The organism is Candidatus Hydrogenedentota bacterium (assembly GCA_019695095.1).
In the GTDB taxonomy this organism is placed as follows: domain Bacteria; phylum Hydrogenedentota; class Hydrogenedentia; order Hydrogenedentales; family SLHB01; genus JAIBAQ01.
The window spans coordinates 1-13,310 of record JAIBAQ010000161.1; the positions used below are offsets into that span (position 1 = coordinate 1).

Consider the following 13,310-nt stretch of genomic DNA (forward strand, 5'->3'; position numbering starts at 1 on the left):
AGACACGGCATAGAGCACATTTCCCCTTTTTGTTAGCTTCCGGACTGCTCTGCAATCCGTTTGTATAGTGATGGGAAGACTTATACAATCTCCGCTAATGATCTCGCAGCTTCGAAAAGACGTCGAGCAACTTGCGGTACCTGGCGGCCGAATGCCGGGAACGCCGGCGCATATCGCCGCGCGTGAATACATCATCGCGCGCGCGATACAGGAAGGTCTCGAGGGTTACGCCAACGATTCGTTTGAGTTGCCGTATAGCGAAGGCGAGATTCGACTGACCAACGTAATCGGCAGACTACCGGGGCTGCGCCCCGAATTGCCGCCCGTGTTAATTGCGGCGCACTACGACACATGCGGCACGACACCAGGCGCGGACGATAACGCAAGCGCCGTCGCTATCGCGTTAAGCGCCGTCGAACCGCTGCGCAAAGCGCGTCTGGATCGTTCAGTGCTCTTTGCATTTTTCGATGCCGAGGAGCCGCCGCATTTCCTCAAACCCACCATGGGCTCCACCTATTTCTATGAGCATCAACGCCGGGAGGAGATTCATTGCGCGGTCGTGTTGGACCTTGTAGGACACGATCTGCCCGCGCCGACGCTCGAGAACGCGCTGATTGTCATTGGCATGGAGAGCGACCCCGGTTTGGAGGGCGTGGTCCGGGCATGCGACCCTTCGCCCGGTTTGTCTACGCTGGTGACGTTGAACCGGTATATCGGCGATATGAGCGATCACCACATCTTTCGAATCAGCAAACGCCCCTATCTCTTTCTGACCTGTGCCCAGTGGGAGCATTTCCATCTGCCCACCGATACGCCGGAGAAGCTCAACTACGAGAAGATGGCGCACATCGCCGCGTACACGGTCCGTGCGACGATCGGCGTGGCAAGTGCTACGCTGGAAGGCCCCTTCGAGGGCTACGACACGACAGAGACGGAGCTCTATTTTGTGCGCAAGTACGCCAAGCCGATCGCGGATGCCCTTGGCAATCCGCTCCAATCGCGCACAGATCTTGAGTCGATGGTAAGTCTCCTGGCATCGGAAGGCGGCTTGCTGACGGGGCGGTAGATTTCAGGTGAACGCCGGGCATTGGCCCGTGAGCACGCGCCGGCAAGACCTGATGCCGCGCGCGGAATTAGCCCGGATTACTCACGAACACACTTTGCTTTCTCTCGCAACCAGCGCGTCTGCGGGACTTACAGCGAAGAATTGGGCAGTTCTCCGAAAACAGTGTGTGTTCGCGAGAAATCCTCATGGCATAGCCTCAAAATCTTGCAGGTGAGCAATTTGCGTCGGCGCTCAATAGCGCCGATGCAAATTGCGGGTTAGCTGGGCTCGTGATCGTACGTCTCTTTTCGACCCACCCACCGCAGCGCAAGAACTCCCACGACACCTGCGATGAGGCTGGCGGTGAATATGCCGAGTTTGGCCTGCGCAAGATGCCGAACTGCTTCGGATGCCGCGTCTCCAGTTGCGTACCCGTGCCCGCTTTGGGGAAACGCAAGCTCGTTTATGAATAGCGCCATGGTAAAACCGATGGCCGCGAGCCAACTCAATCCGTATACGTGCGACCAGCGAACGCCATCGGGCAAGTCGGCAAGCTTGAGCTTAATGGCAAGCCAAGAAAAGAGCATGATGCCCACCTGCTTGCCGAGCAGCAGGCCAAGGATTACGCCAATGGCGACTGGCGACGCGAAATCCTGAATGAGAGAACTGAAGTCGAGCGTGACACCCGAATTGGCAAAGGCAAAAAGCGGCATTACAAAGAATACGCAAAATGGGTGCAGCGCATGCTCAATACGCTGCAGCGGCGCCTCAACATGGTGGCATTCACGAAGAATGGAACGAATGAGCGACTGCTGTCGCGCATTGACAAGCAGTGGATTCTTGTAGTCTTCGGCTTCGCTGAACCGATAGAGCAACGTAGACAAGCGCCCCGAGAAGTGCGGTGTCTCGTAACGTGCGTCTGGAGGGATTGAGAAAGCCAGTAGCACGCCGGCTATCGTCGCATGGACGCCGGACTTTAGGAACGCGAACCACACGATGCACCCAAGGACCACATACGGAAACGTGTAGCGTACGCCGAGGCGGCTTAGGCCGAACGAGACCAACACGAGAAATCCGCCGAAGAACAAGGGGCGCATGGCGATCTGATCGGTGTAAAAGAGTGCGATGGTAACAACCGACCCGAGGTCGTCGACGATCGCGAGTGCAATCAGGAAAACCGGCAATGCGGGGGGGACGCGCGTCTTAACGAGCGCCATGCACCCGGCCGCGAACGCGATATCGGTCGCCATCGGTATACCCCAGCCGCGTACCGATTCCTCCCCCAAATTGCAGAGCGCATAGATCAGCGCGGGAAAGAGCATTCCGCCAATAGCGGCGGCTCCGGGCAGCAGGGCCTTTCGCACACTTGCCAATTCGCCCACGAGCAACTCGCGTTTGATTTCGAGCCCGACCAGGAAGAAGAAAATGGACATGAGTCCATCGTTGACCCAGTGATGCAGCGATTGAGACAATTCGAAATGGCCCACTGCAAAACCAAGTTCTATGTGCCACAGGTCGTTGTACCATTCTCGAAGCGGGGAATTGGCAAGGATTAAGGCGCCCAAGGCGGAAAACAATAGAATGCCAGCGGCGACAACGTCCTGCTTCAGGAATTGTGCAACTGGTGATATCTGTTCCAGAGGCGGTAATTCGTTGTCTCTGGTCATCGTATTCTCCCAACAGCCTGCAATACTTCTATTTTGAGCAAAATATGTCCGCAAATCCAGTTCGATACACTGCGGTGGATAGCGACACATGGGACGGCGATCCGGTTTTCCGTCCTGCGTCCTTGACGCGATGATAGGCAGTCTGACACGATCCAGCGTTTTTATGCCTTGCACGGTATCGGCGGCATGTGGACCTCAAGCCAAGAGCCGCACGTTCTATTCACAATCTGCACAGACCGGCATCAGGGTCTGTTAACCGTCGGAAATGGAAGTGAAATGAATCGAAACACCGCACCTTGGAAGGTCTCGTTACACGGCGGGCATTGCGGGGAGTTTTGCGATCACGCCGTCGGCACATTGCGCGAAGTGCTCGACGCAGCCATCGCCCAGGGATTCGCCACCTACGGTGTGAGCGAGCACGTCCCTCGCCATGGAGACCAGTACTTATACGAAAATGAGCTGTCACTGGGGTGGACCGTGGACAAGATCGCGGCAGACTTCGAAGCCTACGGGAAGGCCATCGCCGATGCTGCCGACGAGTACAGTGACCGCCTGATCGTGTTGCGGGGCTATGAAATCGAGATTGTCCCCCACGACCGCTATGTTTCCATCATGTTGGATTACCGAAAGCGCTTCGGGTTTGACTACATGGTCGGGTCTGTTCACTTCTATAAGGACATACTCATCGACGGGCCGATGAATCATTTTGAGCGCGCTGTGGAAACCGCCGGTGGACTGGAAGCGCTGGCGCTACGCTACTACGAGTCGGTTGCTGAGATGGTTCAGGCGTTGCGGCCGGAGGTCGTGGGGCATCTCGATCTGATTCGCAAGAATGGTCATCTGCTTGGCCCCGTGGAGACGCCGGCAATCCGGCGCGCGGCCGAAAGCACCCTCGAAGTCATCCGAGAGTGCGGAGGCATACTCGACTTGAATACGGCCGGCTGGAGAAAAGGCCTTGACTCGCCGTATCCCGCGCCATGGCTGGTCGAAAAAGCCCATTCCATGGGTGTTCCTTTCTGTTTTGGCGACGATAGTCACGGGCCTGATTTGGTGGGGGCTGGCGTCGTGGAAGCGCGGGACTACCTGCTCCAGAATGGCGTCGATTCCGTTACGGTACTCACGCGGGAAGACGGAGAAATTGTACGGCGGGCAGTTCCGTTGCAGTGAGCTAAGTAGCGGCGTTCGGCCTGGAGAATGCGCTAAGCACGCGCTTGAGTTCCGCGCGCAACGTGTCAAGCTGATAGGGCTTTTGAATGAATCCCGCTAGTCCTTCGCCTTTAAGCCGCCCGGTTACTTCCTGTTCGTTGTAGCCGCTGGACATGATCACGCGGGCCTCGGGATTGATGCGGCGAATTGCGCGAAATGCCTCCGCGCCATCCAGCACGGGCATCGTCATGTCAATCAACACGCAAGCGATTTCGGATTGCCGTGTCTCGTAGATGGAAATGGCTTCTTGTCCATCGTGCGCCACGATAACGTCGAATCCTAGTTTTCGAAGCATCGCCGTCGAAACATCCAGAATCGTATCTTCATCGTCGACAAGAAGAATGGCGCCCGCACCACGCCACGATTTGTCCTGAACGCTTCGGGTACCGGCCGGGATTTGAGCTTGATTGGGCGATACGGGTAGATAAACTCGAAAGGCGGTCCCTTTTCCTCTCTGACTCTCCACGCTGAGTACGCCATTGTGTCCGCGCACGATCCCTTGCACGGCAGCGAGTCCTAGCCCCCGTCCGGCAAACTTCGTGGTGAAGAAGGGATCGAAGATGCGCTCCAGCGTCTCCGGGTTCATTCCGCAACCCGTATCATCAACCTCCAGGCACACGTACAAACCTTCGGGCAAGTCGACGTCCTTAGCATGAGCGCGCAGCATAGCGGCGTCGCAACGTTGAGCGCTGGCCTTGATCGTAATCTCGCCCGCCTCCTCGCCAAATGATTCCGATGCATTTAAGACCAAGTTCATGATCACTTGCCTGAGTTGGCTTGCATCGCCTTCGACATGAGGCAGTGCACGATCCATGTGCAGGTTCAGTGTAGCCTTTTTCGAAATCGAAGTCCGCAGCAAATGGACGATCTCTTCAACCAGCTCGCGCAAATCGACCGTCTCAACCACGAAGCGTCCGCGGCCGGAATACGCCAGCATCTGACGGCACAGCTCAGCTGCCCTGCGGGAGGACTGAACAATGCCCCTGACATGCTCGCGAACCGGAGACATAGGTGACAATTCCTGCTCGGCCAGGTCAGCATGCCCTAGGATGGCCATAAGAAGATTGTTGAAGTCGTGCGCTATTCCCCCTGCCAGTACACCCAGACTCTCCAGTTTTTGCGTCTGCTGAATCTGGCGTTCGATCGACAGCCGCTCTACTTCTCCGCGCTTATACTCGGTAATGTCCAAGTGGGTTCCCGCGGCGCGTATAGCCTTGCCGGAGGCGTCCCGCTCGATCACTCTGCCTTTGGATAGGATCCAAACCCAATCGCCGCTTTTGCTCCGAAGGCGAAACTCATTTTCGTAGCCCGGCGTTTGTCCGTCCAAATGGGTCTGTAGCGTCGCGATGGCGCGATCCCTGTCGTCCGGGTGCAGCAGGCTCTCCCAAGTTGCATGTTTGCTCAGGATTTCCTCTTTCTGATATCCGAGCATGTTGGCCCAGCGATCGTTGTAGGTAGCCTCGCCGGTGACGGCATCGAAATCCCACGTACCCAACTCGGCCCCTTGAAGCGCCAGCTCCAATCGTTCGCGGCTGTTGCGCAATTCCTTCTCGTACCCGACGCGCTTGATGGCCTGGGCAAGGTTCTGCGCCGCGGCATGCAGCAAGTCCTGTTCGAAAGGTTCCCAAGGGCGTTCATCGACACAATTGTCAAAGCCCACAAAACCCACCAATTCGCCATCCACCAGTACGGGGATGAGCAACAACGACTGAATCCCCTGTGATTCGAGGAACATGCGCAATTCAGGGGACAAATCCCTCACGCGCGCTTCCACTGCCTTGCCTTGGCGGAACTGCTCCAGCCATGTCGCCAGATCGCCTACATACGGCAAGTTCTGCGTTTCAGGCCAATCCAGTGCGGACGTCACTTCCGGCGAATGCCACTCGGCGACTTGACTCATCAGAACGGTTCCATCCGGAGCCGTACTGTTCAAGAACACGTATACACGGCTTGCGCTCAGCAGGGGGCCGAGTGCCGAGACAAACTCCTGGTACGGCACTTCTGCGGTGGCATTCATCAGCACCCCAGCCGCTTTGTTCAGCGCAGACAAGTACGATTCTCGTGCAAGCAGCGCCCGGTGTGCCTCGCGCAGATCGGTGATGTCATGAAGCACAAGGAGATGTCCCAGCGCCTGGCCGCCGCCCCCCACCATGCTTTTGGCCCTGCAGCTAAAATCCCGCGGACCGGCCACTGTATTCAACGTTACCGTGAAGTCGGGATGCTCCGCGGCGCGATAGGCCGCATAAAGATGTTCACCAAATGCAGCAATACTCTTCAGGGGCATGCCCCGCAGGTGCTCGTCTTCCAGTGCAAAAGTGCGAATAGCGGTTGGATTCGTGTCGACCATTCGCTCCTTTTCGTCCAGTACGACCACGGAATCCGTCATGTTCTCGAGAAGGGCAGCCCGCGCGAACGGAATAAGTTGAAACAGGCCGAGACGCAGCCGCGCAAAAGCAATCAAGAGCGCGGAGATGCTCAAGAATGCAGTGGCCGGATTCCAATTGAGGAATGGCTGAATACCTGTTGTATACAGCGCGCCACCTGCCAGCGGCAGGATACTGCAGAATGCGACAACGGCGTACTGTCTTCGGAATAGCGGTCCTGCGGTGCGATACGAGTCGTACAACAAGACGACCGAAAACGCGAACGTCCCAAAGAAATAGGGGACATGCACGAGGTACTGCCACGCACCATAGTCCGCATCGACCATGGGTATGCTGTGAGAAGTCAAGTCAAGCGACGGTTCCACGCGAAATATATGGTGCCACTCACTGGTCCAGGCCAGGACGTTTGTGGCAACGGCGATTGATACCATCAGTCCCATGACAATGACGGGCGGCTTGTGTCGGCCCGTAATTCCCAACACGAGCAATAGCCAGAAGATGGGTAGGAAACTGATCCCCGCGAACTGAGCATTCGCCCAAAACAGCTTGGATTCGAGGTCGGGGGCCATCAATTCGAACGCATAGGTAATCGTCCACTCCAGGCACGTCGCAAGTACTCCGCCAAAAGCGCCTGCGACTTTTTCGTCGCGATTGCGCCATGCCACAAGACCCAACCAAATATAGAGTAACGAGGCGACTGCGAGAGGGCATATGTACGGTAGAATGGCCAGACTCATGTAGTAACGTCATCCATGCTGTGACTGCGTCCGAAGGTATTTAGCACAACATCTCACACTCCGGTGCGTGACCTCATGCCAATTTCTGGAGGTGCTTTGCACGCAGAGCGCTCGTGTAGGACAATTCCAATCCACGTCCATCGTACCATATCTAAATCCCGATGCGCTTACGTCTTGCACGGGCGCCTCGCGATTTCCGGGTCCGTCGGAATCGCCTATTTGACCGATTCCGATGGGAGTGGCAAAATACGTGCCTTGACTGCACGGGCTGCTTCGTCATTCGATGGCCCTGATTGTTCACTGGCGCGGCGAACCGCCTGTGGAACCCGAGGAGTAGAAAGCGAGGATCCGGATGGAGTTCTTTGAGGAACCTGAGTGCGACGACGAAAAGGATAAGCGGAGCGACGCATATTCAAGCCATCTGCTCAAGACCCGCACGATACTCATCGCCGGGCAAATCGATCAGGATGTCGCCGAGAAAACGATCAGCCAACTGGTCGTGCTCGACGCCCAGTCGAACGATCCAATTCGAGTCATTATCACGTCGCAGGGCGGACACGTGGATTCGGGCTATGCCATCCATGACATGCTGCGATTTGTGAATTCGGAGGTGATTTGCATCGGCGCCGGATGGGTCGCAAGCATTGCCGTCCCCATCCTGATGGGTGCGCCATTGAAAAAGAATCGAGTGGCGCTTCCCAATTGCCGTTTCTTGCTGCATCAGCCGAGCGGCGGAGCGGGCGGCCAATTGCAGGATATCCGGATTGAAGCGCAGGAAATGCTGAAGATTCGCGAGCGTCTGTATCATCTTATTGCCAAGGAAACCGGCCAGACCTTCGAGAAGGTCTCCAAAGACAGCGACCGCAATTACTGGATGTCGGCGGAAGAAGCAGCGAAATACGGCATCATCGACCGTGTAATTGGCTCTGCCAAAGAAATCGGCGGAAAGTAATCCAAATCCTCATCGACTTCATTCTGGGCGGTGCGACGGCCTCGCGCCGCCCGTTTCTTGTCTAGCGCAATTCCCCACGTGCCCCTTACACGTTTCCTGCATTCTGACTGCCTTCTCCGCCCTTCCTCTGCTATACTCGTTCTTCCAATCGTGGGGAATGCAGCAGAAGGAGTCGCGATCATGGGACGCAAGTTCGTGCTGGGGCTTGACTACGGTACCGAGTCGGCCAGGGCGTTGTTGGTGGCAGTGGACAATGGCGAGGAAGTCGGCATCGCGGCAGAACCGTATCCCGACGGAGTGATTGACGTGGCCCTTCCCGGGAGCGGCAAGAAGCTAGGGCCCGACTGGGCGCTGCAGAATCCGCGCGATTATTTGTATGTCCTGGAGAAAACCGTTGCGCGCGTACTCAAGGAATCCGGCGTAAGCGGTGACGATGTCATCGGCATCGGAACCGATTTCACAGCCTGCACGATGCTCCCAATCGACAAGGAAGGCACGCCGCTGTGCATGAAACCCGAGTTTGCCGACAATCCCAACGCATGGGTGAAGCTTTGGAAACACCATGCGGCACAGCCCGAAGCCGATCGCATCAATCAAGTGGCCGCGGAACGCGGAGAAGAGTTCCTGGCGCGCTACGGCGGCAAGATTTCCAGCGAGTGGTTCTTTCCAAAAGCGCTGCAGACGCTTGACGAAGCCCCTGAAGTCTATGAAGCGGCCGATCGCTTCATCGAAGCCGGCGACTGGATTGTGCTGCAGTTGTGCGGCGTCGACAAACGCAACGCTTGCGCGGCTGGCTACAAAGCCATATGGGATGAAGGCTATCCCGACCCCGCCTTCTTCAAAGCAGTGCACCCCAAATTCGAGAATGTCGTCCGCGACAAAATGAACGCCGAGATCGTGCCTTCTGGCGCGCGCGTCGGTGGACTGACTGCGGAAATGGCCAAGAAGCTTGGCCTCAAGCCCGGAACGGCTGTTGCCGCGGGCGGTGTGGACGCGCATGTTGCGGTTCCGGCGGCAACGGTGAGCGGCGCGGGCAAGATGGTGATGATAATGGGCACGAGTCTGTGCCACATGGTCTGCGGCACCGAGAAGCGCGCAATTAAAGGTATGTGCGGCGTAGTGAAGGACGGGATCCTGCCCGGATTCTACGGCTTCGAAGCCGGACAAACGGCTGTCGGCGATATCTTCGCGTGGTTTGTCAATGAGTGTGTGCCCGCGTATATCGTCGATGAGGCGAAGGCCGCGGGTCTTGACGTGCATGGATATCTCGCAAAGCAGGCCGCGCAGCTTAAGGTGGGAGAATCCGGAGTGCTGTGCCTCGATTGGTGGAACGGCAACCGGTCGATTCTCGTGGACGCGGATCTTACAGGTCTCATGATGGGTCTCACGCTGACGACGACTCCCGCGGAAATGTACCGTGCGGTCCTCGAAAGCACGGCGTTTGGGACGTATACCATCATTCGGCAATTGGAGGAAGGCGGCGTCCCGATCACCGAACTGTACGCCTGCGGTGGATTACCCGGCAAGAACCCTCTGCTCATGCAGATCTTCGCCGATGTCACGAACCGCGAGATCAAGATCAGCGCCAGCGACCAGACAGTCGCGCTGGGCGGGGCCATGTGGGGTGCTGTGGCCGCGGGAGCGGCGGCAGGCGGCTACGACGATGTGACTGCCGCTGCCAAGAACATGGCGCGCCTGCGCGACACGGTGTACAAGCCGAACCCGGAAGCGCATGCGGCGTATGAGAAGCTCTATTCCATCTACCGCCGCTTGCACGACCTCTTTGGTCAGGGCGGCGACTCGGCAATGAAAGATCTGAAAGCACTTCGATTAGGCATGCACGGGCATTGAAGCCCCTGAATCGATAGCAGTGGCCGTTGAAGTCTGACGGTGTGCAAGTGGCAAGGCTATGAGTCGGCGAAGCCGCGTTTGGGACGCGCGCCGGATTCCTTCAAAACGGAACCCGGGCGTCGCGGACTGCGGAACATGGAGGAGACACCATGGCACTTCAATGGGACGAGCAACGGCATGGCACGGGGTTTCCCGAAATCGATGCGCAACACCAGCAACTGATTGCGCAGCTTAACGCGCTCAACGAAGTGATTGACGGCGGGCCTGGTTCAAAGAGCCGCGCTTGTACCATGATTCACTTCTTGGAAGACTATATCGAGCAGCATTTTGGAAGCGAAGAACAACTCATGGAGCGCACCATGTGCGCCAACTGTCCTCGCAACAAGGAAGAACACAAGCGCTTCATTGAGGAGTTCAAGGAACTGAGGATGCAGCTTGAACGCAACGGCGTCACAGAGGATTTCGTGCGCGCTATGCACGGCCGCGTCACGTCGTGGGTAGACAACCACATCGCAGTAGTGGATACGGGGCTGAAGACCGTCGCGAACTAACCATAGAGGGATTCCATGCGAAAGCAATCGTTCGATTTCCTGAGCCGTCTTTTGTCGACGCCAAGTCCGTCCGGGTTCGAGCAGGAAATTCAAGCCGTGTGCAAGGCGTACGCCAAGCCGTATGTGGACAAGATCTACAAAGACGTTCACGGCAACCAATATCACGTGAAGAATCCCAACGCGAAGCTTCGCGTGATGCTGGCCGGCCACGTCGACGAAATCGCCCTCATGATCAATCACATCGATGACAAGGGATTCCTGGGTTTCCAGGCGATCGGAGGAATCGACGCCTCGGTGCTGGACGGCCAGAGGGTCGTCGTGCATACCGAGAAGAAGAACGTCGCCGGCGTAATAGGCCGCCGCGCCATTCATCTCACGGAACCCGAAGAACGCGGCAAGCCGCTCCAATTGCATCAGCTTTGGATCGATATCGGCGCCAAAGACAAGAAGGAAGCCGAGAAGATCGTCGATATCGGCGATCCCGCGACCATTGACGCCGGAATCGTGTCGCTATTGAATGATCGAATTGTTGCCCGAGCCCTGGATGATCGGATTGGCGCATTTGTCATTCTCGAAACCATGCGGCTCCTGGAAAAGCGGAAAGTGGAATGCGCCGTGTATTGCGTGACAACCGTGCAGGAAGAGGTTGGCTTGCGCGGGGCAACCACCAGCGCTTACGGCTGCAACCCGCACGTGGGTGTTGCGGTCGACGTCGGCCATGCCACCGATCACCCGAATTGTGACAACAAGCGATTTGGCGCGTTCAAGCTGGATGGCGGCCCCATCCTGCACCGCGGTCCTAACATCAATCCCGTTGTCGCGAAGACCATGGTGGACGTGGCAAAGAAGAAGAAGATTTCCTATCAGATGGAAGCCTCGCCTCGGGGCACCGGCACGGATGCGAACGCTATGCAACTTAGCCGGGGCGGCGTAGCTACCGGTCTCATTAGCATTCCGAACCGCTATATGCACTCTCCGGTCGAGATGGTATCGCTGAATGACGCGGAACACGCCGCGCAACTGCTCGCGGAGTGGATTGTCACGCTGAAACCGAATACGAACTTCATTCCGTAACCCCTGCGATAAACACGCGGTGTCGTCTACTCTCGCATCTCGTCAGGGTCTACGTACGCGGCACTCGCGGCCAACAGGACTTGCCCAATGAAATAAAGTGGCAATCCGATTTGGCCATTTATGGCTTCTTGCTTGCCGAAACTGCCTCGTGCCACACAAATGTCCGAAACGTAAAACGCCAGCGCCCCCACAATGATCAGGATGAATCCGGGCTTCTGCCAAGTGCCGAAGGAAAGCGCGAGCATTACGGAGATCACTGCGGTGTACGCAACTACAGGCACTCTCAGATTCGGTGCGACATTGGGCCACAGCGCCGATATCAGAAGGGCCGCAGGCAGGACCAGCACGGCCAGCCCTCCCAATGCGATGTCCTTGCGGCTGTCGTATTGCCAGAACGCTACTGTGTAACAAACGTGTCCGATGAGAAAGCTGATCAGGCCCGTAACGAAACTCATCTGGCTTCCGTTCAATAGAAAGAAATCGCCCCACCACGAGAAGGCAAGGCCTGCCAGCAGCCATCGTCCGTAGACGGTCTGGGTGGCTCCGGCAAGCAGCGACGTGATGATGAACCCCGATGACGCCGCCATCTTGAGCGCGGCGAAATTGACGTTATGGCCAAACGTACAGACGAGCGCAAGCACGGTTGTCGCCAGGCCCGCCAGCCATACTCTTAAGGCAAGTCCCGAATCTCCATCGGCAAGACTGGACCCCATGCTGTTCTTTTGCCAAGACATGCTTCCGCAAACTCCTCGTGCATGCCGGGTCATGTTCGACCCAGCCCCCCTTTTCGCCCGAGTCCTGGAACACGCTCGTCAGTTCGCGGAACGCTACTACCGGCCGGACGTCAACGTACCCAACTACTCTGTGATCCATCATTTGGATGAAATCACTTCTATCCCCTCGCCATTTTACCGGTGTCTATCCCGAGAAATGAAATGACTAACGGCTTAGTTCATCGTGTCCTGCTGTTGTACGTCTCCGGTTTCGCCGCGCATGAAACGCTTTGCGGCCCCGGTCGCGTAGGCTACGCTGATTGCAAGGATAACTTGGCCGAGGAAGTAGAGCGGCAGTCCAATCAAACCGTTGATCGGACTTTGTGATATGAATCTGCCTCGTGCCACGCACACATCGGAAAGGTAGAAGGCAATTGCACCCGCTGCGATCATGCTTCCTCCTGGCAGCCTCCACGCGCCCAATGCGAGCGCAAGCATGATCGAGATGATCGACATGTAGGCGACGACGGGGATTCTGAGCATGGCAGGCACGTTGGGCCACGCCAGCGACATTATGATGTACGCAGGAATGGTCAGCGCGACAAGCCAAGCCAGAGCTTGGCCAATTCGCGAACCGTGCGCGTAAAAGGCTCCGGAGTAGAACACGTGCCCCAGAAGAAAGCTGACCAGCCCCGATAGGAAATAGAGTCTTCCGCTTCCAAGCAACAGCAGGTCGCCCCACCACGAGCAGATCAGCCCGGCCAGCAACAAACGGCCGTACGTTGTATGTAGGCCTCCCGCAAGAACCGCCGTCGCAATGAAGCCGGTGGATGCGGTCATCTTGAACGGACCGTACACGTCCATCGGCTTCAGCGTGGCCAAAATTGCTGCGAAGAAGGTTACTGCCGCAACCATCCACACGCCTGTAGTGAGTCTACTCCCTGTTCCCCTCGTGGCGGCTACGCTGCCTTCTCCTTCAACCACTTGTCGACGAACTCCTTGCGATTACCGGGTTCCGACTGCCCCAACGCCCCTTTGTCGCTCAGATCTTGGACTACTCCAGTCAACTTACACAAGGTGAAGGCAAGCCGGATCGTCACGTACTTGTCCTTTTCCTCCTCGAATAGCCG

At 57.1% G+C, this 13,310-nt stretch carries 10 protein-coding genes; 6 read left to right on the plus strand and 4 right to left on the minus strand.

Features of this window, described 5'->3' with window-relative positions; translation table 11 throughout:
* Positions 1-97: 97 nt before the first annotated feature.
* Positions 98-1,066: a M28 family peptidase gene (locus tag K1Y02_20145; GenBank protein MBX7258684.1), complete on the plus strand. Its 969-nt coding sequence runs from the start codon at positions 98-100 to the stop codon at positions 1,064-1,066.
* Between the two features lie 257 nt (positions 1,067-1,323).
* Here the strand turns inward: K1Y02_20145 and nhaA are convergent, their stop codons facing one another.
* Positions 1,324-2,712 carry a Na+/H+ antiporter NhaA gene (nhaA, locus tag K1Y02_20150; GenBank protein ID MBX7258685.1) on the minus strand — a complete coding sequence of 463 codons (1,389 nt, stop codon included), beginning with the start codon at positions 2,710-2,712 and terminating at the stop codon, positions 1,324-1,326.
* 276 nt (positions 2,713-2,988) lie between these two features.
* On the opposite strand from nhaA, the gene K1Y02_20155 reads away from it, so the two are divergent.
* Complete coding sequence (locus K1Y02_20155) at positions 2,989-3,879, plus strand: histidinol-phosphatase (GenBank protein ID MBX7258686.1); 891 nt, start codon at positions 2,989-2,991, stop codon at positions 3,877-3,879.
* 1 nt (position 3,880) lies between these two features.
* Here K1Y02_20155 and K1Y02_20160 read toward each other — a convergent pair whose 3' ends face one another.
* Positions 3,881-7,039, minus strand: a complete 3,159-nt coding sequence (locus K1Y02_20160; GenBank protein ID MBX7258687.1) for a PAS domain-containing protein — start codon at positions 7,037-7,039, stop codon at positions 3,881-3,883.
* 352 nt (positions 7,040-7,391) lie between these two features.
* Here K1Y02_20160 and K1Y02_20165 point away from each other — a divergent pair, with 352 nt between their 5' ends.
* From K1Y02_20165 to K1Y02_20180, 4 genes are all read left to right on the plus strand, one after another.
* Positions 7,392-7,991 (plus strand): ATP-dependent Clp protease proteolytic subunit, encoded by a 600-nt coding sequence (locus K1Y02_20165; protein MBX7258688.1) that lies wholly within the window; start codon positions 7,392-7,394, stop codon positions 7,989-7,991.
* A gap of 180 nt (positions 7,992-8,171) precedes the next feature.
* Positions 8,172-9,842 (plus strand): ribulokinase, encoded by a 1,671-nt coding sequence (locus K1Y02_20170; protein ID MBX7258689.1) that lies wholly within the window; start codon positions 8,172-8,174, stop codon positions 9,840-9,842.
* Between the two features lie 149 nt (positions 9,843-9,991).
* Positions 9,992-10,393: a hemerythrin family protein gene (locus tag K1Y02_20175; protein MBX7258690.1), complete on the plus strand. Its 402-nt coding sequence runs from the start codon at positions 9,992-9,994 to the stop codon at positions 10,391-10,393.
* 15 nt (positions 10,394-10,408) lie between these two features.
* Positions 10,409-11,467, plus strand: coding sequence for a M42 family metallopeptidase (locus K1Y02_20180; protein ID MBX7258691.1), 1,059 nt, complete (start codon positions 10,409-10,411; stop codon positions 11,465-11,467).
* A 26-nt stretch (positions 11,468-11,493) separates the two neighbouring features.
* Here the strand turns inward: K1Y02_20180 and K1Y02_20185 are convergent, their stop codons facing one another.
* Together K1Y02_20185 and K1Y02_20190 are read right to left on the minus strand one after the other, a co-directional pair.
* The gene (locus tag K1Y02_20185; GenBank protein ID MBX7258692.1) at positions 11,494-12,201 is read right to left on the minus strand and encodes a lysoplasmalogenase; all 708 of its coding nucleotides are present in this window, start codon (positions 12,199-12,201) and stop codon (positions 11,494-11,496) included.
* A 213-nt stretch (positions 12,202-12,414) separates the two neighbouring features.
* Positions 12,415-13,164, minus strand: a complete 750-nt coding sequence (locus K1Y02_20190) for a lysoplasmalogenase (GenBank protein ID MBX7258693.1) — start codon at positions 13,162-13,164, stop codon at positions 12,415-12,417.
* Positions 13,165-13,310: the final 146 nt, after the last annotated feature.

Coding starts and splice junctions, on each gene's coding strand:
- K1Y02_20145 (MBX7258684.1), top strand. CDS start 98: ATGATCTCGCAGCTTCGAAAAGACGTCGAGCAACTTGCGGTACCTGGC.
- K1Y02_20160 (MBX7258687.1), bottom strand. CDS start 7,039: ATGAGTCTGGCCATTCTACCGTACATATGCCCTCTCGCAGTCGCCTCG.
- K1Y02_20180 (MBX7258691.1), top strand. CDS start 10,409: ATGCGAAAGCAATCGTTCGATTTCCTGAGCCGTCTTTTGTCGACGCCA.
- K1Y02_20170 (MBX7258689.1), top strand. CDS start 8,172: ATGGGACGCAAGTTCGTGCTGGGGCTTGACTACGGTACCGAGTCGGCC.
- nhaA (MBX7258685.1), bottom strand. CDS start 2,712: ATGACCAGAGACAACGAATTACCGCCTCTGGAACAGATATCACCAGTT.
- K1Y02_20165 (MBX7258688.1), top strand. CDS start 7,392: ATGGAGTTCTTTGAGGAACCTGAGTGCGACGACGAAAAGGATAAGCGG.
- K1Y02_20175 (MBX7258690.1), top strand. CDS start 9,992: ATGGCACTTCAATGGGACGAGCAACGGCATGGCACGGGGTTTCCCGAA.
- K1Y02_20155 (MBX7258686.1), top strand. CDS start 2,989: ATGAATCGAAACACCGCACCTTGGAAGGTCTCGTTACACGGCGGGCAT.
- K1Y02_20185 (MBX7258692.1), bottom strand. CDS start 12,201: ATGTCTTGGCAAAAGAACAGCATGGGGTCCAGTCTTGCCGATGGAGAT.